The 24446-nt window shown below is 73.9% G+C and carries 17 protein-coding genes and 1 pseudogene; 6 read left to right on the top strand and 12 right to left on the bottom strand.

Features of this window, described 5'->3' with window-relative positions; all coding sequences use genetic code 11:
* Positions 1–3 precede the first annotated feature (3 nt).
* On the bottom strand, positions 4–561 hold the full coding sequence (locus ACNAW0_RS17415; RefSeq protein ID WP_416288929.1) for a hypothetical protein: 558 nt from the start codon (positions 559–561) through the stop codon (positions 4–6).
* Positions 562–823: 262 nt separating this feature from the next.
* Between ACNAW0_RS17415 and ACNAW0_RS17410 the strand changes: the two genes are divergently transcribed.
* The gene (locus ACNAW0_RS17410) at positions 824–3346 is read left to right on the top strand and encodes an FtsK/SpoIIIE domain-containing protein (RefSeq protein ID WP_416288928.1); all 2523 of its coding nucleotides are present in this window, start codon (positions 824–826) and stop codon (positions 3344–3346) included.
* Positions 3347–3413: 67 nt separating this feature from the next.
* Positions 3414–4109, top strand: a complete 696-nt coding sequence (locus tag ACNAW0_RS17405; RefSeq protein WP_416288927.1) for a hypothetical protein — start codon at positions 3414–3416, stop codon at positions 4107–4109.
* Positions 4110–4200: 91 nt separating this feature from the next.
* On the opposite strand, the gene folE is transcribed toward ACNAW0_RS17405, so the two are convergent.
* The 6 genes from folE to dacB form a co-directional block, all read right to left on the bottom strand.
* Complete coding sequence (folE, locus tag ACNAW0_RS17400; protein WP_416288941.1) at positions 4201–4866, bottom strand: GTP cyclohydrolase I FolE; 666 nt, start codon at positions 4864–4866, stop codon at positions 4201–4203.
* 32 nt (positions 4867–4898) lie between these two features.
* Entirely contained in the window at positions 4899–6905 is a 2007-nt protein-coding gene (ftsH, locus tag ACNAW0_RS17395) for an ATP-dependent zinc metalloprotease FtsH (protein ID WP_416288940.1), read from the bottom strand.
* Between the two features lie 386 nt (positions 6906–7291).
* Positions 7292–7858: a hypoxanthine phosphoribosyltransferase gene (hpt, locus tag ACNAW0_RS17390; protein ID WP_416288926.1), complete on the bottom strand. Its 567-nt coding sequence runs from the start codon at positions 7856–7858 to the stop codon at positions 7292–7294.
* 559 nt (positions 7859–8417) lie between these two features.
* On the bottom strand, positions 8418–9398 hold the full coding sequence (gene tilS / locus ACNAW0_RS17385) for a tRNA lysidine(34) synthetase TilS (RefSeq protein WP_416288925.1): 981 nt from the start codon (positions 9396–9398) through the stop codon (positions 8418–8420).
* 14 nt (positions 9399–9412) lie between these two features.
* Positions 9413–10483, bottom strand: coding sequence for a zinc-dependent metalloprotease (locus ACNAW0_RS17380; protein ID WP_416288924.1), 1071 nt, complete (start codon positions 10481–10483; stop codon positions 9413–9415).
* An 82-nt stretch (positions 10484–10565) separates the two neighbouring features.
* The gene (gene dacB, locus ACNAW0_RS17375; RefSeq protein WP_416288939.1) at positions 10566–12065 is read right to left on the bottom strand and encodes a D-alanyl-D-alanine carboxypeptidase/D-alanyl-D-alanine-endopeptidase; all 1500 of its coding nucleotides are present in this window, start codon (positions 12063–12065) and stop codon (positions 10566–10568) included.
* A 575-nt stretch (positions 12066–12640) separates the two neighbouring features.
* On the opposite strand from dacB, the gene ACNAW0_RS17370 reads away from it, so the two are divergent.
* Positions 12641–13141, top strand: coding sequence for an inorganic diphosphatase (locus tag ACNAW0_RS17370; protein ID WP_416288923.1), 501 nt, complete (start codon positions 12641–12643; stop codon positions 13139–13141).
* 84 nt (positions 13142–13225) lie between these two features.
* Here ACNAW0_RS17370 and eccD read toward each other — a convergent pair whose 3' ends face one another.
* On the bottom strand, positions 13226–14629 hold the full coding sequence (eccD, locus tag ACNAW0_RS17365; protein ID WP_416288922.1) for a type VII secretion integral membrane protein EccD: 1404 nt from the start codon (positions 14627–14629) through the stop codon (positions 13226–13228).
* Positions 14630–14734: 105 nt separating this feature from the next.
* On the opposite strand from eccD, the pseudogene eccCa reads away from it, so the two are divergent.
* The 3 genes and pseudogenes from eccCa to ACNAW0_RS17350 all read left to right on the top strand — a co-directional run bounded on the left by eccCa (position 14735) and on the right by ACNAW0_RS17350 (position 20995).
* A pseudogene (eccCa, locus tag ACNAW0_RS17360) lies at positions 14735–18680 on the top strand (type VII secretion protein EccCa).
* 69 nt (positions 18681–18749) lie between these two features.
* The gene (gene mycP / locus ACNAW0_RS17355) at positions 18750–20114 is read left to right on the top strand and encodes a type VII secretion-associated serine protease mycosin (protein WP_416288921.1); all 1365 of its coding nucleotides are present in this window, start codon (positions 18750–18752) and stop codon (positions 20112–20114) included.
* Positions 20115–20158: 44 nt separating this feature from the next.
* Complete coding sequence (locus ACNAW0_RS17350) at positions 20159–20995, top strand: phosphatase PAP2 family protein (RefSeq protein ID WP_416288920.1); 837 nt, start codon at positions 20159–20161, stop codon at positions 20993–20995.
* A 56-nt stretch (positions 20996–21051) separates the two neighbouring features.
* Here the strand turns inward: ACNAW0_RS17350 and ACNAW0_RS17345 are convergent, their stop codons facing one another.
* The 4 genes from ACNAW0_RS17345 to nth form a co-directional block, all read right to left on the bottom strand.
* Positions 21052–22230 (bottom strand): MarP family serine protease, encoded by a 1179-nt coding sequence (locus ACNAW0_RS17345; protein WP_416288919.1) that lies wholly within the window; start codon positions 22228–22230, stop codon positions 21052–21054.
* A 63-nt stretch (positions 22231–22293) separates the two neighbouring features.
* Positions 22294–22986 (bottom strand): NUDIX hydrolase, encoded by a 693-nt coding sequence (locus ACNAW0_RS17340; protein WP_416288918.1) that lies wholly within the window; start codon positions 22984–22986, stop codon positions 22294–22296.
* Positions 22987–23020: 34 nt separating this feature from the next.
* Positions 23021–23629, bottom strand: coding sequence for a TlpA family protein disulfide reductase (locus ACNAW0_RS17335; protein WP_416288917.1), 609 nt, complete (start codon positions 23627–23629; stop codon positions 23021–23023).
* On the bottom strand, positions 23626–24405 hold the full coding sequence (gene nth, locus ACNAW0_RS17330; RefSeq protein ID WP_416288916.1) for an endonuclease III: 780 nt from the start codon (positions 24403–24405) through the stop codon (positions 23626–23628). The genes ACNAW0_RS17335 and nth overlap by 4 nt, the downstream gene beginning before the upstream one ends.
* Positions 24406–24446: the final 41 nt, after the last annotated feature.

Raw genomic sequence — 24446 nt, 5'->3', positions numbered from 1 at the left:
TGCTCAGTCGGCCCGTTGCCCCGTGCAGACTCGCCAACCATCGCCGTGCCGGGTTTCGAATCGCCAGCTCTGCCGGTCGCTCTGCGAAATGCCATCGACATACGCCGAGATGATGAGGTCTACCTCGACCACGGCGACGTCACCCGTCTGCTTGGCGCTCAGCGAACCCCAGCTCACCGAGATCGTCGTGTCGAACCTCTTCTCACGTGCCGCGAGATCATCACGAAGCGATCGCAGGTCGCTGAGGTCAGCCTGGCCCTCGCAAGCGAACTCGTTGGCTTTCGCATCGTCGCGGTCCACAAGGAATGCCTGGATGTAACTGGCTACCACGACGTCGGGGGCGCTGCGGTCGGGGGCGGTGGCGCGGTCGTACAGCACGAAGCCGACGACGGCACCGCTGCCGCAGAGCAGTGCCAGCACCCCGGCGACGACGGTGAGGACGGTACGCAGCCGCCGCCGCGGACGTTCCGGCGCCGGAGCCGGAGCGGGGGGCGCCAACTGCTCGGGCGGGGTCCGCTGCGCCGGTACGCGGGAGACCTGGGAACCGGCGGGGGGCTGCACTGATTCCACCTCCTGAGGCTATCGGCTGCGCCTCGCGTACCCAATGCCCCAGATCTTCGAATCGTGGCGAACCGCCGGTGGCCGCGCGCGGCGCGATCAGGCCAGTCGGCGACGGACCGGGCGGCCGGCTTGCTTACTCACGGTGAGACTGATCACCGCTGGCGCAAAGGTCCGGCGCAGCGCCGACCGGAATCCCGGAGGAGGGCCCTCGGCTGGGATACCGTCACAGCTCGGGGAGGAGATGTCGGCCTCGGGGAGTGAGGTGGACGCGGTGGCGAGTCCGAAGGCGCGAGCTGGCCGGGCCGCCGCGCTGCACCGAAGGGCCGAGGCCACGGCGACTGCGGCGGCCCGCATTCTCGACGAGATCCGGCCGGCCCCGGCCGACCAACATCGACAGTACGAGCTGGCGGAGCGGCTTAGGGCAGCGGCGGCGCTCGCCGCACCGGGCTGGGCCGGCGCCGCTTTGGAGACACTGACCCCGACCACCCCGCCGGGGGACGGCCCGCCACTGGTGGTCCGGGTCGGCACCGCGGCGCCGCTGGACGACGCCCGGTTCCCCGCGTTGGTGCCACTGCTCGGCAGTGGACACCTGAGCGTCGACACCGATGCCCGCGACCCCCGGGTGGCCGGGCTGCTCCGTGCCCTCCTGCTCCGCCTGTTCGCCGCCACCCCGGCCGGCGCCCTGCTGGCCCGCGCGGTGGACGGTACCGAGGCCGAGGGCATGTTCGCCGGGTTCGCGGAGCTGGCGGACGCTGGGCTGCTGCCGCCGCCCGCCGCCGACGTGGTGGGGCTCCGCACGGTTCTGGCCGAGGCCGAGCAGTGGGTGGCTGCGGGCACGGCCCGGCAACGCGGGCACGGCCGTACGCTGCTGCTGGTGGTGGCCGCCCTGCCCGACGGTACCGCCCCGTCCGACCTCGCCCGGATCGGCGAGCTGGCCGCCCAGGGCCACCGGGCCGGCCTGCACCTGGTGGTGGCCGGCTGGCCGGCCGGCGCACCGCTGCCCCAGGCCACCCCGATCGCGGTACGCACGGCGTACGCGCTGGTAGGCGATCCGCCCGGCGCGGGGTTGAGCAGCCCGGGTGCCGAGCCACCCGGCGGTCTGAACTCGCCGGTCTTCGTCGAGGAGGACCCGCCGCACGAGCTGGTCACCGAAGTCTGCCGCTGGCTGGCGCGGCAGATCGAGGACGGCTCCCGGCTCGCCCTGGCCGACCTGCTGCCGGCCGGCGAGCTGTGGGCGTCGGACTCCGTCAACGGGCTCGCCACGACGGTCGGCGACGCCGCAGGTCGGCCGGTCAGCCTCGGTTTCACCGACCTGACCCCGCACTGGCTGGTCAGCGGTCGCTCGCAGGCGGGGCGGTCATCGTTCCTCACCAACGTGCTGTTCGGCCTGGCCGCCCGGTACGGCCCCGGCGAGCTGGCCCTCTATCTGGCCGACCTCGACGAGGGCGAGTCCTTCGTGGAGTTCCTGCAGACCGAGCGGGACCGGTCCTGGGTGCCGCAGGTCCGAGCCGCCGGGATGGCCGCCGACCGGGAGTACGTGACGGACCTGCTCGGCGAACTGGAGGCGGAGCTACGCCGCCGGGAAGACGCCGGCCTGCGGGCCGGCGGGCAACGCTACGCGGAGTTGCGCCAGCACCAGTCGCTGCCCCGGATCGTCTGCGTGATCGACGGATTCCCGCTGCTGCTGCGGGAACGGGACCGGTTGGCCACGAACTTCCTGACCCGGCTGGAGGCGCTGGCCCGCGCCGCGCGGGCGTACGGGATCCACCTGGTCCTGGCCGGCGAGGGTGACCTCGGCATCGGAGGCCCGCGTGACCCGCTGCTCGGCCAGTTCCCGGTCCGGGTGGCGCTGCCTGGCGGTGCGGCCGTGCTGGAGCCGACGAACGACGCGGCGGCCGGCCTGCCGGTGGGCAGCGCGGTGGTGAACACCGCCGGCGGGCTGGGTGGGCCGCGCGGCGCGACCCGGGGCCACGAGCGGATGATCCGGTTCCCGGACCCGCACCAGGACCCGGACGGCCTCGCCGGGCTGCGGCAGCGGCTCTGGTCGGCCCGCCCGGAGGGCATCGCCCCGCCGGTGGTCTTCGCCGGGTACGCGCGCCCGCTGCTCGTCAACGACCCGCGCTACCGGGCCGCCCTGGCCGGCCGGGCACACACCCCGGCCGTGCTGCTCGGCCGGGCGGTGGACGTGCGCCGGTCCACGGCGGCTGTACCGCTCGGGCCGGCCGCCGGCCGGAACCTGGCCGTGGTGGGCCGGGACGGGGAGGCCGAGCGGCTGCTGGTGACGGCGGCCCGGAGCGTGGCCGCGCACCACGGCTCGGCGCGGTTCGTGCTGGCACCGCTGGCGAACGGGTCGGCCGAGCCGGCTGCGGCCCTCGCCGCCGAACTGGCGGAGCGGCACGAGGTGGCGACGGTCGACGTGGCCGGGCTGCGGGCCACTCTGGAGTCCGGCGAGCCGGGCTACCTGGTGGTGTTCGGGCTGGACGTGCCGGACGCGACCGAGTTGCCGCCCGACCGGCTGCGGACGCTGCTGCTGGAAGGGCCGCCGGCCGGGCGGCACCTGCTCGGCTGGTGGCGGTCGGTGGCGTCGCTGGCCGGGCTGCTCGGCCCGGAGGGCGTGGTGGACAAGCTGACCGCGGTGGTGGTGACCGATGTGCCGGGCGGCCGGCTGGAGCAGCTCTTCGACCGGCCCGTGCTGTGGCGGCCTCGGCCGCGGCGGGCGATGCTCTGGGACGGCCCCGGCGAGCAGGGGACGATCCTGGCACCGTTCGGGGAGGCGGCGGCGTGAGCGAGCGAACCATTCGGCTCAGCAGCGTGGCGCCTCGCGCCGCCGGGGAGCGGAGCGAGGCGGCGGCGTGAGCGAGACGGCCGTTCCCGCGCCCCGGTCGGGCGGTCCGGCGACCGACGCCGACCCGGCCGAGGCGGCCTGGCCGGACTACATCGCCGCCGCCCGGCAGCTTGACGGGGTACGCCGCGCCGCGGCGACCGCCGCCGGTGAGCAGGCCCGGTCGGTGGCGGCGGCCCGGGAGGAGCTGACCGCGGTACGGGAACAGTTGGCCGCGCAGCAGTCGCGGCTGCGGGAGCGGGGCGTACCGGCGATCTCGCTGATGCCGACGCCGCCGGAGGTCAGCGAGGCGGCCCGGTCGATGACGGCCGGCCCGGCGGCGGTGCTGGCCTGCCTGCGGACCGCCAAAGGCTGGGCGGACGCCGCGGACGACACGCTCGCCGCGCGCGGGCTGCCCCGGCTGGCGCGGTGGCCGACGCACCCCCGCAACCTGCTGGTGTACGGGCCGCTGGCGCTGGTGGTCCCGCTGGTCCAACTGGTGCTCTTCCTCGTCACCGGCACCGGCCCGGCGAGCATCGCGGCGCTGGTGGTGGGGTTGCCGATGCCGGCGGTCGCGTTCATGGTGGGCTGGCTCGCGGTGGGCCGGCTGTTCCGGCCCTGCCAGGAGGACCGGGTGGACCGGACGCCCCGGTTCGGCGCGCTGGTGTGCCTGATCCCGGCGGTGCTGGCCACCGCCGGGATCGTCCTGGCTATGCTGGCCGGTTGACTACCTGACCTGCGGTACCCAGCCGGCGCCCACGCGTGAGAAGGGCGCCCTTCTCTACCGGAGGCGTTAAGAAGGGGCCCTTCCTTACGCCTCAGCGGGGAATGATGAGGGCCATCGCCTCGGCACGGGACTTGGCGTCGTGCTGGAGGGTGCCCCGGACCGCCGACGTGATCGTCTTGGCGCCGGCCTTCTGGATGCCGCGCATCGCCATGCACATGTGCTCGCATTCGAGCACCACCACGACGCCGCGCGGGGCCAGCTTGCTCATCAGCAGGTCGGCGATCTGCGAGGTGAGCCGCTCCTGCACCTGGGGGCGGCGGGCGAAGACCTCGACCAGCCGGGCCAGCTTGGACAGGCCGGTGATCCGGCCGTCCGGCCCGGGGATGTAGCCGATGTGGGCGCTGCCCCGGAACGGGAGAAGGTGGTGCTCGCACAAGCTCATCACGTCGATGTCCCGGACGAGCACCAGTTCCTCGTGGTTGGCCTCGAAGGTGGTGCTGAGCACCTGCGCCGGGTCGACCCGCAGGCCGGCGAAGAGTTCGGCGTACGCGCGGGCGACCCGGGCCGGCGTCTGCTGGAGGCCGTCCCGGTCCGGGTCCTCGCCGACCGCGATGAGGATCTCCCGGACGGCCTTTTCGATCCGGGCCAGGTCCATGGTCTCCTCGACCGGACGGCCGGTGAGCTTGCCGCTGATCAGACGCGCGGCGACGTAGTCGAGGCCCTCGTCACCGTCGGGTTCGGTCGACGAGGCGGCCAGCCCCTGGTCGGGGCTGGCCGCGGCGTCCGTGTTCAGTGCGTACCGTCCGAGTTGTTCGAGGAGCCGCTGACCGAGGCACCGTCGGCCTGGGCCTGCGCCTTCAGGGCGTCCTTCTCGGCCGGGGTGAGCACCGGCGGCTCGGTGGAGGGCTGGCGCTTGCCGAAGCCGTGGTAGGGGGCCATCGGCGGGCGCTTCGCCACCCGGGCGCAGATCCGGGCCATGTCGGCGGTGGAGAGGGTCTCCTTCTCCATCAGCTCGAGCACGATGTTGTCCAGGACGTCCCGGTATTCCACCAGGATCTCCCAGGCCTCGTCGTGAGCCAGCTCGATCAGCGCCCGCATCTCGCCGTCGATCTCGGCGGCCACCGTGTCCGAGTAGTCCCGCTCGTGGCCCATGCTGCGGCCGAGGAACGGCTCGTCGCCGCTGGTGCCGTACTTGATCGCACCGAGCTTGGAGCTCATGCCGTACTGGGTGATCATCGCCCGGGCCAGCTGGGTGGCCTTCTCGATGTCATTGCCGGCGCCGGTCGTTGGCTCGTGGAAGACCAACTCCTCGGCGGCCCGGCCACCCAGCGCGTACGCCAGGGTGTCGACCATCTCGGCCCGGGTCTGGGTGTACTTGTCCTCGGTCGGCAGGACCAGGGTGTGGCCCAGCGACCGGCCCCGGGACAGGATCGTCACCTTGTGCACCGGCGCGGCGTGCGGCAGCGCCCAGGCGACCAGCGCGTGCCCACCCTCGTGGTACGCGGTGATCTTCTTCTCCTGGTCGCTCATCACCCGGGTCCGGCGCTGCGGACCGGCGATCACCCGGTCGATCGACTCCTCCAGGGAGTCATTGGTGATCGCCCGCTGGTCCTTGCGGGCGGTGAGCAGCGCGGCCTCGTTGATCACGTTGGCCAGGTCGGCACCGCTGAAGCCGGGGGTACGCCGGGCGACCGAGTCGAGGTCGACGTCGGGCGTGAACGGCTTGCCCTTGGCGTGCACCCGCAGGATGGCCTTGCGGCCTTCCATGTCGGGGGCGTCGACCGGGATCTGCCGGTCGAAGCGGCCCGGGCGCAGCAGCGCCGGGTCGAGGATGTCCGGCCGGTTGGTGGCGGCGATCAGGATGACGCCGCCCTTGGTGTCGAAGCCGTCCATCTCGACCAGGAGCTGGTTGAGGGTCTGCTCCCGCTCGTCGTGGCCGCCGCCCATGCCGGCGCCACGGTGCCGGCCGACGGCGTCGATCTCGTCGACGAAGACGATCGCCGGCGCGTTCGACTTGGCCTGCTCGAAGAGGTCGCGGACCCGGCTGGCGCCGACACCCACGAACATCTCCACGAAGTCGGAGCCGGAGATGGAGTAGAACGGCACCCCAGCCTCACCGGCGACCGCGCGGGCGAGCAGGGTCTTACCGGTACCGGGCGGGCCGAAGAGCAGCACACCCTTCGGGATCTTGGCACCCAGGGCCTGGTATTTCGCCGGGTTCTGCAGGAAGTCCTTGATCTCGTGCAGCTCCTCGACGGCCTCGTCCGCCCCGGCCACGTCCGCGAAGGTGGTCTTCGGCGTGTCCTTGGTGATCATCTTCGCCTTGGACTTGCCGAAGTTGAGCACCCGGGAGCCGCCGCCCTGCATCTGCGACATGAAGAACAGCAGCAGGAGCACGAGCAACACGATGGGGAGCAGGTTGACCAGCAGGCTGACCCAGATGCTGTCCGAGGAAACCTTGGCGTCGGCCGAGCCGGTGACCCGGTTGGCGGCCTTGGCGTCGAGCACCTGCTTCCAGATGTCGTTGCCCGCCTCGTACGGGAACTGGGCCTCGATCCGGTCGGTCGTGGTGTCGCCGAACTTGGTCTTCTGCGCCAATTCCAGCTGGAGTGTCTGCTCCTTGTCCTGGAATACAACCTTATTGATCTTGGCGGTGTGGAGCTGGTCGAGCGCCACCGACGTGTCCACCCGGTGGAAACTGGGACCAGCCGTGAACAGCTGACTGAGCACAACGGCGCCGAGGATGACCAGGATGATCCAGACCACCGGTCGGCGGAAGAAACGCGTACGTTCCATACTGTCGTCGGGCATCGAGACGCCCGCATCCTCCTGATCGACGTCCTGACCGTCTTAATGGTGTCGCCGCCTCAGGCGGCGCCGTAGCCGCCATGCGGGCCGGCCCCGACCCCGCAGCGCGCCAACTGTCGCGTTGCGGTCATTCGACGGTACACCGTTCGAGCCAGATGTGAGCTTGCGAGCCCGGCACTTACGCGTACGGCGAACCTGGGTTGGGGCCCGGCGTGCCGAGGAGTTCCTCGCCCGGTCACCCGAACGCCCGGTCACGCGGTTCGAGGGGCTGGGCGTGGAGAGTGCCTCCACGTCACCGGCCTCTACCGTAGGCGGAAAGGCTGAGAGCCCGCTGTACGTCCGCTTGATGGCCCCGGAGTGCGGGGGCGGGGTTGTCAGGCCCTGGCGTACACCTCGGGCTTGAGGACGCCGACGTAGGGCAGTTCCCGGTACCGCTCGCCGAAGTCGAGGCCGTAGCCGACGACGAACTCGGTCGGGATGTCGAAGCCGACGTACTTGACCGGTACCGGCACCTTGACCGCGTCCGGCTTGCGGAACAGGGCGACGACCTCGACGCTCGCCGCGGAGCGGGACTCCAGGTAGCGCAGCAGCCAGGAGAGGGTCAGCCCGGAGTCGACGATGTCCTCGACCACCACCACGTGCCGGCCGGCGATGTCCCGGTCCAGGTCCTTCAGGATCCGGACCACCCCGGAGGACGTGGTGCCCTGGCCGTACGAGGAGATGGCCATGAACTCCAGTTCGGCCGGGGGCCCCTGGCGGCCCAGCGCGCGGGCGAAGTCGGCCATGAACATGACCGCGCCCTTGAGCACGCAGACGAGCAGCAAGCCGTCCTCGACGTGCGCGTAGTCCGCGGAGACCTGCTTGGCCAGTTCCGCGGTCTTCTCGCGGATCTGCGCCTCGGAGATGATCACGTGGTCGATGTCGGCGTCGTACCAGGACATGGTCCTAGCCTGCCGTACGCGGCTCGGGTCCGCTGCGCCGGGGCCACCCTGCCCGAACACCCGCCGACCGGCCATCGACGCGGGTGCCCCGCCATCTCGTAGGCCAGCTTGACGACAACCGGCACGGGGGTGCCGTCGGTACGGCCGAGCAGCGACTTGTCGGTCTCGGCCAGCCGGCTCGTCGGCGACTTCAGTGCGGTGTAGCGAGAATCGACAGGGATCGGGCCACCGACGGTGAACTCGGCGGGCGCCGCCGCGATGGGAGGCCCAGGCGACGACCGCCATCGCGATGCCAACGCCATTGGCAGTCTCCGAAGAGCGGGATGTCCCGGCATCGTCACCTGGGAAACAAGAGAAGGAAAGTGCTCCGCGAGCATCTTTGGCCGGCGCCGTCGCCGAGATCAAAGCCGATCCGGACCCGCCGCGCATAAGAGACTCCGCGGGTTGGCATTGACTTGCGGAGCCCTGAGAAGAGGCCACGTGCCGACAGATTTCAGCTGACGCAAATTGGTCGCCGGTCAGATACTGTTTGTCGCCTTGTCCGCGATTTCCTGACCTATCAGGCGGCGAGAACGCCTTCGTGGCGGGTGACCGGGATGCCGCCAGGTAGCAGGACCGGTCCCTGGCCCCGCCAGTCGATGACCAACGCGTCCAGCGCCCGGATGTGGCAGTGCGCGAGCGCGCCTCCCGGTGCCCCCAGCTCGCGGGCCCAGGCGCGCAGCACCCGGGTGCGTACGGCCGGCGGCAGGTCGGCGAGGGCGGCCACCGCGAGTCCGCCGCCCGGCGCCCGCGCGGTGGCGAGAGCGTCGGCGGCCAGCGCGTCCAGCGCGGCGTTGTCGGCGGCGACCAGTTCCGCGGTACGCGCCAGATTGGCGACCACCCCGGGGCCGAGCGCGCGGACCAGGGCAGGCAGCAGTTCTCCCCGCACCCGGGAGCGGGCGAACGAGGGGTCGACGTTGTGCGGGTCCTCCCAGGGCGTCAGACCCAGCGCGGCACACGCCGTCCGGGTCTGCTCCCGGCGCACGTCCAGCAACGGGCGCAGCAGACACACCCCGTCGACCCACCGCGAAGGCGGCATGCCCGCCAACCCGCGGGGGCCGGCGCCGCGGGCCAGGGCCAGCAGCACCGTCTCCGCCTGGTCGTCACGGGTGTGCCCGAGCAGCAGCGCACCCGCACCGGTCGCCCTAGCGATGCCGGTCAACGCCTCGTAGCGGGCCTGCCGGGCCGCCGCCTCGGGCCCACCCGGCCGCCCGGCCACGGCGACGGTGGCCACCCGTACCGGGTCGAAGCCGACCGATTCCGCCCAGCGGGCGACCGACTCGGCCCGCTGTGCCGAACCGGATTGCAGGCCGTGGTCGACGGTGACCAGCCCGGCCCGCAGGCCGAGCCGCGGCGCCACGAACGCCGTCGCCGCGGCCAACGCCAGCGAGTCGGCCCCACCGGAGCAGGCCACCAGGACCGGCCCATCAGGGCGTACGCCGAGCAGGGCACGCCGGACCGCCACGCGGACCGCGGCGACCGGTGGGGCTAGTACGGCCATGGAGGGTGGGCGGCTCAGTCGGCGGCCGGGGTGGCGCGGGCCGGCCCCCCGTGCACCCGGGCCACCCAGGCGTCCGGGTCACCCAGCTCGTCCAGCCGGGGCAGGGTCAGCGGCGAAGCGAAGATCTTGTTGAAGCCCGCCATGCCGACCCGGTCGACCACACCGTGCACGAACTTGCGGCCCTCGGCGTACTGGCGCATCTTGACCTCGATGCCGAGCAGCCGGCGGATCGCCTTCTCCAGCGGGTTGCCGGACTCCCGGCGGCGGTTGAACGCCGCCCGGATCGACTCGACGCTGGGGATCACCTGCGGGCCGACGCCGTCCATCACGAACTCGGCGTGCCCCTCGAGCAGGGTCATCAGCGCGGTGAGCCGGTCGAGCACGGCCCGCTGCGCCGGGGTCTGCACGATGTCCAGCACACTGGCCCGGCTGTTCGGGTCCTTCACCGCGTCGGAGAGGGTGGCGACCCCGCGCCGTAGCCGCTCCAGCAGGTGCTCGCCGCCCTGCGCGGCATCCACGAACGCCTGCACCTCGCTGAGGAAGTAGGCCCGCATCCACGGCACGGCGGTGAACTGGGTCCGGTGGGTCACCTCGTGCAGGCACACCCAGAGCCGGAAGTCCCGGGGGTCGGCCTGCAGCTTCCGCTCCACCTCGACGATGTTCGGCGCGACCAGCAGCAGCTGGCCGGGATCGCCGGCGAAGACCTCGTACTGGCCGAGCACCCGGCCGGAGAGGTACGCCAGCACGGTGCCGGCCTGCACCCCGGTGATGCGGGAGCCGATCGCCTCGGCCAGCGGCCCGGGACGCTTGTCGCCGGACAGGCGGGTCACCAGCGGGCCGATCACCTCGCGCAGCCCGTCGATGTTGGCGGCGGCCCAGTCCCGGCGGTCCACCACGCGTACCGGCGGGTGGGCGACCTGGGCCCGGAGGCCGGTGTAGTCGGCCACGTGCCCGGCCGCCTCCTCGGTCAGTCGTCGCAGCGCGCCGACCACGTCGGTGGCCTCGGCGAACGACACCCGGGGGCCCGACTTGCCCAGCGCCCCCGCGGTGGCGGCGGCCAGATCCCAGTCCACGAACTGCGCCATGAACCCACCGTACCCGCGCCGCGACACCCCCACCCCGGCTCGCGGCCTGGCGATCGGCGTCGGCCGCCGGTGCCGGAACGGGTCAGCGGCAGCCGCAGCCGGCCAGCGCGGAGCTGATCCGGTCGAGGGCCTCCCGGGTGTCGTCGAGGCCGCCGGTCGTCCGGTCGGTCAGCACGGCGAAGGTGAGCAGCCGGCCCTCGGCGGTGGTGACCAGCCCGGCGATCGCGTTGACCCCGGTCAACGTGCCGGTCTTGGCCCGGACCACGCCGGCCCCGGCCCTCGTCGCCGCCTTCTGGTAGCGGCCGTCCAGGGTGCCGGACCAGCCGCCGACCGGCAGACCGCCGAAGATCGCCGCCAGCTCCGGGTGGCTGCCGTTGCCGGCGAGGGTGATCAGGTCGGTGAGCAGGGACGGGCTGATCCGGTCGGTCCGGGACAACCCGCTGCCGTCAGCCAGGCTGATCTCGTTGGCCGGCAGGCCCAACTCGCCGAGCACCTCGTCGGTGGCGGCCGCGCCGCCGGCGAAGGAGGCCGGCTTGCCCTTGGTCAGCGCCACCTGCCGGGCCAGGTACTCGGCGATGACGTTGTCGCTGTCGCTGATCATGATGTCGACCAGCCGGATCATCGGCAGTGATTCGACCTTGCCCAGCTCGGTGCCGGGCGCGGAGGTCGCCCCGGCCGAGGCACCGGAGGCGGCGGGCGCGGTACCCGGCTTCACCTCGTCGGCGTCGCCGGAGAGCCCGAGCAGCTTCGCGAACTGCCGGCCGGCGGTGAGGTCCGGCTTCGGTACCCGCTCGGCCGCGCCGTGCGTGTCGTCGAAGTTCTTCCGGGCCTCCTCCGGATCCTTCCGGGCGGCGTCGGTGGTCAGCGCGGTGATCGCCGCGCCGAAGCCGCCCGTCGGGATGTCGGAGTCCCAGCCGGGCTCGTACACCGGGCCGGAGAACAGGGACGAGTCGACCGTCACCTTCGTCGGTGCGGTGCCGCCGAGCGCCTTGCGTACCTGGCCGGCCAGGTCGTCGAGCCGGGCCGCGCCCGGGTAGAAGCCGTTCTTGTCGACGGCGAGGGTCGGGTCGCCACCGCCGACGAGGACCACCTCGCCGGGGGCGGCGCCGGCCACCGCCCGGGTGGGGATCCGGTACGCCGGACCTCGGGCGGCCAGCACGGCCACCCCGGTCGCCAGCTTGGTCACCGACGCGGGGACGGTGGGGTCGTCCTGTCCGCGGCCGTACAGCTCCTGTCCGGTGGCCACGTCGGCCACCGACACGTTCACCCGGTCGCCGAGCGCGGCGGCGCGGACCAGCGGTTCGAGCGCGGCACGTACCCCCTCCGGGGTCGGCAGCGGCGCGTTGGGGTCGGCGCCGACGAGCACGGCCGGCGGGTCGGGCTCGGGCGGCTGGCTCGCCTTCTGCGCGGCCCCGCCACCCAGCCAGCCGGCGACCGGGCCGGGACGGACCACGACCAGCCCGACGGCGGCCAGGGCGACGACCAGCACGGCGGAGAGCACCGCGACCAGTTGGAGGCGACGGCGCGGTGGTGGCTGGGGTGGGGGCGGGGCGGCCCCGGACGGCGGGACGGGTGGGCTCACCGGTACCCCGCCGGGCGCGTCATCCGCCGGCCAGCTCACCGGGGCGGCCGGGCCCGGGCCGTACCACCCCGGGTCGGCCCGGCCCACGGGGTCGGCGTCGTATGCCCGGGGGTCGTTGCCGTGTGCCCGGGGATCGGTGCCGTGTGCCCGGGGATCGGTGCCGTACGTCCGAGGGTCGGTGCCGTACGTCCGAGGGTCGGTGCCGTACGTCCGAGGGTCGGTGCCGTAGGTGCGGGGGTCGGTGCCGTACGTCTGGGGGTCGGCACGGCCGACGGGGGCGGAGCCGGTCGGCCGGCTCGGAACGCGCGGGAGATGCGCGTCGGGGACCGGTACCCGTCCGGTGGCACCACCGGAACCGGAAGGGCCGGACTTGCGTCCGTCAACCCTCTCGGGGCGGTAGTGTGAATCTTCCCTCCCCACGACCCCCTCCTCCCCCGTTCGAAAACACCTTGGGTGACACTACTTTGGTCCGAACACTATGCGGCGGCCGGCGTCGGTGGGGGGTGATTCCCCCGTCCGGGTGCGGCGGCACTGGTTTCCGTTAGCCAGCGTGGGCAAAAAAGGGAGCGTGGGAGATGGATTTCGACGTCACGGTTGAGATCCCGAAGGGTCACCGCAACAAGTACGAGGTGGACCACGCGACCGGCCGGATCCGGCTGGACCGTACCCTCTTCACCTCCACGCAGTACCCGGCCGACTACGGCTTCATCGAGGGCACCCTCGGCGAGGACGGCGACCCGCTGGACGCGCTGGTGCTGGTCTCCGAGCCCACCTTCCCGGGCTGCCTGATCCGCTGCCGGACCATCGGCATGTTCCGGATGACCGACGAGAAGGGCGGCGACGACAAGGTCCTCTGCGTCCCCTACGAGGACCCGCGCCAGGAGCACCTGCGGGACATCCACCACCTGGGCGAGTTCGACCGGCTGGAGATCCAGCACTTCTTCGAGGTGTACAAGGACCTGGAGCCCGGCAAGTCGGTCGAGGGCGCGACCTGGGTGGGCCGCACCGAGGCCGAGGCCGAGATCCTGGCCTCGTTCCAGCGCGCCAAGGATGCCGCCGAGCACGGCGAGCACTGATCTTCGACGTAGCCGGGCCCGGGCCGCTCCACCGAGCGTCCCGGGCCCGCGCGTGGTAGGGCGTGTCTCCGCGAGGCACGCCCGCTAGCCGAGCAGACCACGGGCCCGGTCGTAGAGGTCCAGCACCGCGCTGGCCACCGGCACCACGGAGACCACCAGCGCGGTGTCGGCCAGGTCGGCCAGCCGCCCGAGGTACGGGGAGACCGGCCGCCGGGCGTACGTGGCGCCGGCCGCGACGGCGAGCAGGGCCAGGATGGGCCCGCCGACGGCCAGCGCGAGCCGACCGCCCGGGCCGGTGTGGCCGACGAGCACACCGCCGAGCAGGGCGCACCCGGCCAGGCCGGCGACAATGGTGGGCACCCGGTGGCGTACCGCCACGAACAGCCGGGAGCGCAGCAGCAGCACCGCGCAGCCGACCGCCGCCAGCAGCCGGCCGGCCCACCCGCCGGACGTGGCCAGCACCGCCGTGGCGGCGACCGCCAGCAGGGCGTGCCCGAGCAGCATCCCGGTGAGCATCTCCTCGGTCCTGGCCACCGCCGCGTGCACCCGGTCCCGGTCGGGCAGGTCGCGGACGCCGTCGGGACCACCGGCCGGGGTGGTGGGGGGCAGGGTGATCGGCGGCAGCGGCACCTTGCCGAGCCGGATGGCCAGCAGCGGCAGCCCGCCGAGCGCGAAGACCAGCACGCTCAGCAGCACCGCGGCGGTGCCCGCCGGGTCGAGGAAGAGCCCGCCGAGGGCGGCGAGCCCGCCGACCGCCCCGGCGGTGGCGCCGGCCACGAAGACCCGGGACCGGCTCGCCACCCCGAGCAGCCCCAGCACCGCCGCCAGCAGCAGCGCCACCGAGCCGGCCAGCAGCTCGGGCGCGCCCACCCAGGGCAGCGGCCGGAACGGGCCGACCGGGTCGCCGGAGCCGACCGCGAGCGCGCCGGCCGCGGCGGCGTACGGCAGGGCGTACCCGCCGAGGGTGGCACCGGCTGGCCCGTCCCCGTACGCCCGGGAGGCGACGGTGGCGGCGAGCAGGAGGAGCAGGGCCACTGCGGTGGCGACCGGCCAGCCGGCCCGGTGCCCGGGCCCGCCGGCCAACACGGGGAGCAGCCCCACGGCCAGCGGCACGCCCGCCCCGGCCAGGGTGGCCACCCGGGTGGCCGCGGGCGACCAGGCGGCGCCCCGGCGCCGGGCCCCCTCGGCGATCGTTTCGACCACGTCGTCGTACTCCAGCTCGGGCCACTGCCCAGAGGCCGGGACGAGGTGCAGCACCTCGCCGTCGCGTACCCCCTGGGGCCGCAGCGCCTGCGCGGTGGCCAGCACGGCGCCGTCGGTGCGGCGCAGCACCCAGCCGCCGTGCCGTTCGCCGTCGTCGGCGAGCCCCTCCCCGGCGTACCGGAGCACGTCGGGCAGCAGCTCGGCCAGGGGAACCTGCTCCGGCAGGGCCACGTCCACCCGCCGCTGCGGGGCGCTGATCGTGACCCGGGCCAGCCCGGTCGTCATCGAGTTATCTCCAAATCGGACGGAACGGTGGCTGACGGACGACAGGACTTTACCTACGATGAGCCAGGCTCGGGTTACCAAGAGCCATATCGGGGAGGGTCCGGGGTGTCCACTGTCGTCATCAAGCGGCCACCGCGGCGGCCGGCCCCGGAGATCCCGGCCGGCGAGCTCCCGGTCGAGGCACCACCGGAGCTCCCCGTCGGCCCCGGCGGGCGCTGGCAGCAGGCGCTGATGGTGCTGCCCATGCTCGGTGGCACAGTGGCGATGGCGATGATGTTCGGCCGAGGCGGCGGCGCCTACTCGTACGTGGTGGGCGGCATGTTCGGGCTCTCCTCGCTGGCGATGCTGGTCACCTCATGGAACAGCGCGGGCCCGAAGAAGTCGGAGATGATGGCCGCCCGCCGGGAGTACCTGCGCCACCTGACCACCCTTCGCCGGCGGGTCCGGGAGACCGCGGCGGCGCAGCGGGCCGGGCTCTACTACCGGCACCCCGACCCGGCTCGGCTCTGGTCGACGGTGCACAGCCACCGGGTGTGGGAGCGCCGGCCGGGCGACCCGGACTTCGCCGTGGTCCGCGTGGGGGTCGGGCCGCAGACGCTGGCCACCCCGCTGGTCCCGCCGGTCACCCGACCGCTCGAGGAACTGGAGCCGATGACCGCGGGGGCGCTGCGGCGCTTCCTCGACGCGTACTCGGTGGTGCCGGACCTGCCGGTGGCGCTCTCGCTGCGCAGCTTCGCCCGGGTCTTCGTCCGCGCCCGGTCCCAGCTCGGCGCGTCTGACCTCGCGCAGGCGCTGGCTCGGGCCGTGCTCACCCAGCTCGCCGTCTTCCACGCCCCCGACGAGCTGCTGATCGCGGTCTGCGCCGGCCCGGAACGGCGGTCGCTCTGGGAGTGGGTGAAGTGGCTGCCGCACGCCCACCACCCGAGCCGCACCGACGCGCTCGGCCCGGTCCGGCTGGTCACCAGCTCCGCCGCCGAGCTGGAACGGCTCCTCGACGAGGTGCTGTCCAGCCGCTCCCGGTTCAGCCCGGTCGGCCCGGCCACGGACGGCCCGCACGTGGTGGTGGTGCTGGACGGGGGCGACCTGACCGGGGCCACCGATCTGGTTGGCGACGGCGGCATCGACGCGGTCACCGTGCTCGACCTGGACACCCCGCCGCCCCGCCTGCTCGACCGGTACGCCCTCCTGCTCGACCTGGCCGACGGCCGGCTGCACTCGCACTCCGCCGAGGGGCACGCAGAGGTCGGCACCGCGGACGGGTTGGCCCTCGCCGACGCCGAGGCGGTCGCCCGCCGGCTCGCCCCGCTGCGACTCGCCGGCACGGTACGCGGACCCGACGCCCCGCCCGGCGCCGAGCCGGGCCTGCCCGAACTGCTCGGCATCGGCGACCCGGAGAGCTTCACCGCCGAGCAGGGCTGGACGCCCCGGGCGGCCCGGGAACGGCTGCGGGTGCCGATCGGGGTGGGCGCCGACGGCGGCGCGATCGAGCTGGACCTCAAGGAGTCGGCGCAGGACGGCATGGGCCCGCACGGCCTGCTCATCGGCGCGACCGGCTCCGGCAAGTCGGAGCTGCTCCGCACCCTGGTGCTGGGGCTGGCCGCCACGCACAGCTCGGAACAGCTCAACTTCGTCCTGGTCGACTTCAAGGGCGGCGCCACCTTCGCGCCGTTCGAGCGGCTGCCGCACACCGCCGCGGTGATCACCAACCTGGCCGACGCGCTGCCCCTGGTCGACCGGATGGTCGACGCGATCAACGGCGAGCTGATGCGCCGGCAGGAGCTGCTCCGCCGGGCCGGCAACTTCGCCAGCCTGCGCGACTACGAGCGGGCCCGGGCCGCCGGCACCCCGCTCGCCCCGCTGCCGTCGCTGCTGCTGATCTGTGACGAGTTCTCCGAGCTGCTCTCCGCCAAGCCGGACTTCATCGACCTGTTCGTCCAGATCGGGCGGTTGGGTCGGTCGCTCGGCGTACACCTGCTGCTGGCGAGCCAGCGGTTGGAAGAGGGGCGGCTACGCGGGCTCGACACCCACCTGTCGTACCGGATCGGGTTGCGGACCTTCTCGGCGCTGGAGTCCCGAACGGTGCTCGGGGTGCCGGACGCGTACGAGCTGCCCCGCACCCCCGGGCACGGCTACCTGCGCGCGCACCGACCCGCTGGTCCGGTTCAAGGCCGCGTACGTCTCCGGCGCGGTACGCCGCCGGGGCGGCCCGGCGGGCGGGGCCGACGCGGGTACGCCCAGGCTGCTGACCTTCACCACCCATCTCGTGCCGGTGCCCGAGCCGGCCACCCCGGCCCCGCCGCCCGCAGCGGAGGAGGCCGCCGAGAGCCTGCTCGACCTGCTGGTCGGACGGCTGGCCGGGCAGGGGCCGCCGGCGCACCAGGTGTGGTTGCCGCCGCTGGACGAAGCACCCTCCCTCGACGAGTTGCTCGGCCCGGTGGCGACCGACCCGGTACGCGGGCTCAGCGTCGGCAACCCGGAGCTGCACGGCGCCCTCCAGGTGCCGGTGGCCGTCGTGGACAAGCCGTTCGAGCAGCGCCGGGACCTGTTGTGGCTGGCCCTGGACGGGGCGGCCGGTCACGTGGCGGTGGTCGGCACCACGCGCAGCGGCCGATCCACCGCGCTGCGGACGCTGATCTGCGCGCTGGCGCTCACCCACACCCCGGCCGAGGCGCAGGTCTACTGCCTCGACCTCGGCGGCGGGACGCTCGCCGCGCTGCGCGACCTGCCGCATGTCGGGGGCGTGAGCGGGCGGGCCGACGACACAGCCGTACGCCGGACCGTCGGGGAGATCGCCACCCTGCTGGCCGAGCGGGAGCGGCGCTTCGCCGAGGCGGGCGTGGAGTCGATGGCGGCCTGGCGACGGCGGCGGGCCGCGGCGCTGGCCGGCGGGCAGCTCGGCACCGACCGATTCGGCGACGTGTTCCTGGTGATCGACGGCTGGAGCACCCTGCGCAAGGACTACGAGGACCTGGAACCGCTGGTCACCGAGCTGGCCACCCGGGGCCTGGCGTACGGGGTGCACGTGGTGGCGAGTGCGCTGCGCTGGTCGGACTTCCGGCCGGCGATCCGGGACCTGTTCGGTTCCCGCCTGGAACTGCGCCTCGGCGACCCGGCCGACTCGGTGGTGGTCAAGCGTGCGGTCGCGGCGACCGTGCCGGAGGAGCAACCTGGACGCGGGATCACCGCCGGCGGGCTGCACTTCCTCACCGCCGAACCGCGGATCACCGGGCTGGGCGCGGAGACCGCCGACCTGGTCAAGGCGGCCGCCGGGGCCTGGTCCGGGCCGGTGGCGCCCCGGGTGCGGCTGCTTCCGCCGGTGCTGCCGTACGCCGAGCTGGACCAGAGCGCCACCAGCGGCCTCGCCTTTCCGGTCGGGGTGGCCGAGGCGGACCTGCGCCCGGTCGTGCTGGATTTCGCCACCGAGCCGAACTTCCTGGTGTTCGGCGACGCCGAGTGCGGCAAGTCGTCGTTCCTGCGCGCGCTGGCCACCTCGGTCGTCAACCGGTTCACCCCCGAGCAGGCCCGGGTGATGCTGGTGGACTACCGCCGCAGTCTGATGGGGACGATCGAGACGCCGCACCTGATCGGGTACGGCACGGCGGCGCCGCACACCACCGAGCTGATCGAGTCGGCGGCCGGCTACCTCCAGGGGCGGCTCCCGGGACCGGAGGTCACCCCGGCCGAGCTGCGCAGCCGGTCGTGGTGGACCGGCCCGGAGCTGTTCGTGCTGGTCGACGACTACGACCTGGTGGCCGGTGGGCCGACGAATCCGCTGCGCGCGCTGGAGGAGCACCTGCCGCACGCCCGGGACGTCGGCCTGCACCTGGTGCTGGTCCGCCGCACCGGTGGGGCCGGCCGGACCTCGTTCGAGCCGATCATCCAACGGCTGCGGGAGCTCTCCACGCCCGGCCTGGTGATGTCCGGCGGCCCGGAGGAGGGGCCGCTCGTCGGCCAGGTGAAGGCCGGCCCGCTGCCTCCCGGCCGGGGCCGCCTGGTCACCCGCCGGGAGGGCGTACGCCTGGTGCAACTGGCCCATCTGCCGCCCGGTTGACGGCTTCACCGACTTGCACCTTGGCGCACGGGAAACCCGGTAATCTCCGAGCAGCATGTTTCGGTCGCGATGAAATGGCTGGGGAATGTGACCAGGGATCGGCAGGGAGCTTCGACCGCGGCCCGGCGTGTCACCGGTCGCGCGCTGCTCAGCGTGATGGCCGTCGTCGCCACCGTGGCCGGTCCGCTGATGCCGCCCGCGCAGGCGCCCCCGCTCACGTACACCGCCTCGGCTCGTTCGGTCGCCACGGCACGGCCGGCCTGGTTGGCCCCGGTGGACACGACCGCGCCGGTGGACCAGATCCGCGAGGAGCAGTGGCAGCTCGAAAAGCTGCGGGCGAAGACCGCGTGGCGTACGTCGACCGGGCGTGGCGTGGTGGTCGCGGTGATCGACTCCGGGGTGGACGGTTCCCACCCGGACCTGGCCGGCCGGGTGCTTGCCGGCATCGACCTGGTCTCCCCCGACGGCGCCGACGGGCCGGACCCGGTGGGGCACGGCACCACGGTCGCCAGCCTGATCGCCGGGCGCGCCGACGACGACCGCGGGGTGGTCGGGCTGGCGCCGGACGCGCGGATCCTTCCGGTCCGGGTGCTCGACGGCGAGAACCGCTACGACGACGCGATGATCGTCGCCAAGGGGGTGCGCTGGGCGGTCGACAACGGCGCCCGCGTGATCAACCTGTCCCTCGGCGGCAGCGGGGACAGCCCGCCCCTGGCCGCGGCCCTCGACTACGCCTTCGCCCGGGACGTCGTGGTGGTCGCCTGCACCGGCAACCTGGCCACGTCGAACAGCCCCAAGGTCTGGTACCCGGCCCGGGAGCCGGGCGTGGTGGCCGTCGCCGGCCTGGAACGCGACACCCAGAACCTCTGGTCCGGCTCGATCACCGGTTCCCAGACCGTGCTCACCGCGCCGGCCACCGCGCTGTTCGGGGCCCGGCCGCCCGCCGGGTACTGGCGGGTACAGGGGACCAGCTTCGCGGCTCCGCTGGTCGCCGCGACCGCCGCCCTCATCCGGGCCCGTTACCCGCAGATGTCGGCCGGGGACGTCATCAACCGGATGATCAGCACCGCTCGGGACCTCGGCCCGACCGGCCGCGACGACCGGTTCGGCTACGGAATGGTGGATCCGGTGGCCGCGCTGACCGCGGACGTGCCGTCGGTGGGGGGTAACCCGCTCGACGACAACGACTCCCCCGGCGTGGCGGGCTTCGGCCCGGCACCCGGTTCGGGCCGGGACACCTCGGATGCCGCCGGGCCGGGAGTCGACCCGTTCACCCTCACCGCCCCGAAGCAGCCGGCCCGGTGGTCGGCCCGTCCGGCCGGCGAGGTCGCCGACCCGGCGCCGGAGCAGGTCTGGGCCGGCCTCGCCATGTTCGTCGCCCTGGTCATCGGTGCCGCGTTGGTGGTCCGCCGGTTCCGGCAGGCCCGCCGCTGACCCAAGGCCGGGCTGGCCGGGCGGTTGCTCGGTAGTGTCGGCGGATGAATCCCTCGGACATGGTCGAGCGGTCCTGGTGCCACCGCCGCCTCGACCCGGACCGTTCGCTGGGCCTCCACCTCACCCTGGCCGCCGCGGCGTTCCTGGTGCTGGTGCCGTTCACCCTGCTGGCGCTCCTGGTGCTGGCCGCCTGGCCACCGCTGTACCGGCTGGACGCCGCGGTGGCCGACGCGCTGCACCGGTACGCCCTCGACCACCCGACCTGGGTACGGCTGATGAGTCTCTGGACCGACGTCTTCGCGCCCGGCCCGCTGCGGGTCGCCGCCGGGGCGGTGGTCGTCTGGCTGTTGCTCCGCAGGGCCCCCCGCCCGGCCTTCATTCGGTCCGGAGCGCCGTCCAGCGGCGCGGAGGCCAAATTGTGGCTGGTGCTCTGGGTGGTCACCACGATGACCGTCGGCGGCCTGCTCGGCGTGCTGCTCAAGGTGCTGGTCGGCCGGCACCGGCCGGAACTGCTCGACCCGGTGGCCCGGGCGTCCGGGTTCTCCTTCCCGTCCGGGCACGCGCTCACCGCCACCCTGGCCGCCGGGGTCCTGCTGCTGGTCTTCCTGCCGTTCACCCGCGACCGACGGCCGCTGCGCCGGGCGCTGTGGGCCGTGGCGGTGCTGATCGCGGTGGTGACCGGGCTGAGCCGGATCGCGCTGGGCGTGCACTGGACCAGCGACGTGGTCGGCGGGTGGCTGCTCGGGTTGGCGGTGCTCGCCGCGACGACGGCCGCCTTCCGCCCCTGGCGGGCCCGCACCGGTCGCCGGCCCGCGGGTAGCGGCCGGGAGGGCGTCGAGCCGGAGCTGGTCGAGCCGGGCCCGGAGGGCACGCCGAGATAGCCCGACCCGGGTGGGCGGCCCCCGGCGTCCGTCGCGGACCGCCGACGCCGGGTCGCTCAGGTGCAGTCGCCGGTGCCGACCGCCCGGGTACGCTCCGCGCCCGCGAGGGCCACCGGCCGGGCCTCGGCGGCGGTCACCGCGAAACCGGTGTTCGGGTCGTCGGCCGCCGCCGCGAAGATCACCCCGAGCACGAGCCCGTTGGCGGAGACCAGCGGGCCGCCCGAATTGCCGCTGCGCACCAGCGCCCGGATCGTGTAGATCTGCCGGGTCACGTCCCCAGAGGAGTAGATGTCCGGCCCGGTGATCCGGTCGACGTCCCGGATCCGGGCCGGGCGGGCGTCGTACGGGCCGTCGAGGGGGAAGCCCAGCACGATGGCGTCCGCCCCGGTGCCGGCCTGGCCCGCGGCGAAGCGGAGGGACGGCCCGGGCAGCCCCGGCACGTGCAGCACGGCCAGGTCCCGTTGCGGGTCGTAGGCGACCACGTCGCCGTCGTACCGCTGGCCGCGCAGTTCCACCGCCACCGAGCGGGTGCCCGCCACCACGTGCGCATTGGTCATCACCCGGTCGTCCGCGTACACGAAGCCGGAGCCCTCGATGCGGCGGGCGCAGCTTGGCGCGGAGCCCAGCACCTTCACCACCGACCGCTGGCTGTTCGACACCACCTGGGACCCCTCCAGCGTCGGGTCCGGCGGGGCGACCTGACGGGCGCGGGTCGGCGCGAGGTTGCCGAAGACGTCCGGGAAACCGTTGGTGTCGACCGTGTCACGCAGCGCTGTGGAGAGCTGCTGCGCCCTGTCCGGCATGATCCGGTCGATCACGGTGAGCAGGGCGCTGTTGCGCACCGAGGAGGCCACCCAGGGCACCCCCGAGGAGCCCAGCGGCACCGCGACCAGCCAGACCACCAGCATGACCGCGACGACCGAGACGAGCGCGCCGCCGATGTCGTCGAGCCGCCTGGCCAGCTCGTTGGTGATGGTCTGGCGCAGGTGGGACCCGATCCAGCCGGCCACTGCCTGCCCCGCCACGGCGAGCCCGAAGATCGCGACCAGGGAGATCAGCACCCGGGTCCCGCTGTCGTCGAACTGCCGGGCGACCAGCGGGCCGACCTGGAGGCCGACCAGCACGCCCAGGAAGAACCCGGAGAGGGACAGCGCCCCGATGGCGAAACCCTGGCGATATCCGCTGATCGCGAACGCCAGCATGAGCAGGAGCAGTACGAGATCCACGGCGGACACCCGTCAAGGGTACGGGCACCGGCAGCGGCGTGCCGTCATCGCTCGCGGAACGTGACCGTCAGGTCAGCGGACCGGACTCTCGTCGACCGCGTCGGTGCCGGCCGAGGGGGCCGGGGCGGCACCGGCCGGCGGCAGCTCCACGACCCGGGAGCGTGGCCACGGGCGGGCCCAGCCCCCCATCTCCAGCAACGTGTTGAGCACCCCGGCGGTGAAGCCCCAGACCAGCATGCCGCGTACGGAGAAGGCCGGGCCGATCCAGCCGCTCGGGTGGCGTACCCGCATCCGGTTCTCCGGATCGACCAGTTCGCTGACGGGCAACCGGGTGACGTGCGCCACCTCGGCCGGTTCGCACGGATGCACCGGGTGCGGGGCGTGCCACCAGGCGAGCACGGGGGTGACGACGAAGTCGCTGACCGGGATCCACAGCTTTGGCAGCTCGGCGAGCACGGTGACGCTGGCCGGGTCGAGCCCGACCTCCTCGTTCGCCTCGCGCAGCGCGGTGGCGCTGGCGTCGGCGTCCTCCGGGTCGGCCGCGCCACCGGGGAAGGCCGGCTGACCGGCGTGGTTGCGCAGCGTGGCGGCGCGCTGCAGGACCAGCACATCCGGGCCGGCCCCTGCCTCCTCGCCGAGCAGCACCAGCACGGCGCTCTCCCGGCCGCCGCTTTCCGGGGTGATGAGCCGGGTGAAATCCTCGGCGCGGGCGGTGCCGAGCCGGCCGAGCAGCGGGCCCAGCCACGCCGGCGGCTGCCGGGTCATGATCCCTGCTCCGACCGGGGCGCGGCGCACCCGTTCACGTCGACATCTCCACGCCGAGGTGCTCCCGGACCAGCTCGGCGAGACGGGCGTCGTCCAACGCGCCGGTCGAGTCGGTGTGCCGGATCCGGCCGTCCGCGTCCACGAGCACGGTCAGCGGGAAGGCGGTGCGTTCGAGCGCCCGCTCGAACGCATTCCCCTGGTCGACCAGCATGGGAAAGCGGACGCCGAAGTCCTCGCCGATGGACTGCGCCCCGTCGCGGCTGTCCCGGCTGTTCACGCCGATCACCTGGAACCGGCCGGCGGCCCGCTCGCTGAGCCGCTGGAAGGCGGGCAGTTCCTTGCGGCAGGGCGGGCACCAGGACGCCCAGACGTTGATCACAGCGGGGCCCTTGACGTCCCGCAGCGACACCGGGGCGCCCCCGGTGAAGCAGGGCAGGGCCAGCTCGGGCAGCGAGCCACCCGGAGCGCCGGCCGGCACCGGGGCGGCCGAGGGCGGCGCGGCGGTCAGCGGGGCGCAGCCGGCGAACGGCGAGGGGCGCTCGGCCCGGGCCGCCGACGGGCTCGCGGGCTGCTCGGCGGTGGGGGTGCAGCCGGCGGACGCCAGCAGCAGCGGGACGATGAGGTACGCGAGCCGCCGGGTCACGGCACCTCCGCCGCGACCGCCTGCTGCGGCACCAGGTCCGGGTCGATGCCGACGGCCGCCGCGAGGTCCCGGGCGCGCGGCCCCTTGAGCAGCTTGGCCGCCACCACGGGATCGGTCGGCCCGGTGCCGTACGACGGGCAGAGCTTCGCCAACGTGCAGGCGCCGCAGGCGGGCTTGCGGGCATGGCAGACCCGCCGCCCGTGGAAGATGATCCGGTGCGACAGCATCGTCCAGTCGCGCTTCGGGAACAGCGCGCCGACGGCGTGCTCGATCTTGACCGGATCGGTCTCGGTGGTCAGCTTCCACCGGTGGACCAGCCGCTGGAAGTGCGTGTCGACGGTGATGCCGGGGACCCCGAAGGCGTTGCCGAGGATCACGTTGGCGGTCTTGCGGCCGATGCCGGGGAGGGTGACCAGGTCGGCCAGCCGGCCCGGGACCTCGCCGTCGTACCGCTCGCATAGCGCCCGACCGAGGTTGATCAGCGAGGTGGTCTTGTTCCGGTAGAACCCGGTGGGCCGGATCAGCTCCTCCATCTCGGCGCGGTCCGCCCCGGCGTAGTCGGCGGCGGTGCGGTAGCGGGCGAAGAGCTTCGGGGTGACCTCGTTGACCTTCTTGTCGGTGCACTGCGCCGACAGGATGGTGGCGACCGCCAACTCCAACGCGCTGGAGTGGTCGAGTTCACAGTGTGCGTCGGGATGGGTCTCGGCCAGCGCCCGACCGATCCGCCGGGCGCGGCGCGTACGGCCGAGCTTGGTCTCGGGGGAACTCGTGGTCACGCCGGCCAGCCTACGTCGCGCGGACGATCTCCCGGTGCGGC

The organism is Micromonospora sp. SL1-18 (assembly GCF_047921505.1).
GTDB lineage: Bacteria > Actinomycetota > Actinomycetes > Mycobacteriales > Micromonosporaceae > Micromonospora.
Note: the sequence above shows the minus strand (reverse complement) of the source record. Positions and strands in the feature narration are given on the sequence as shown.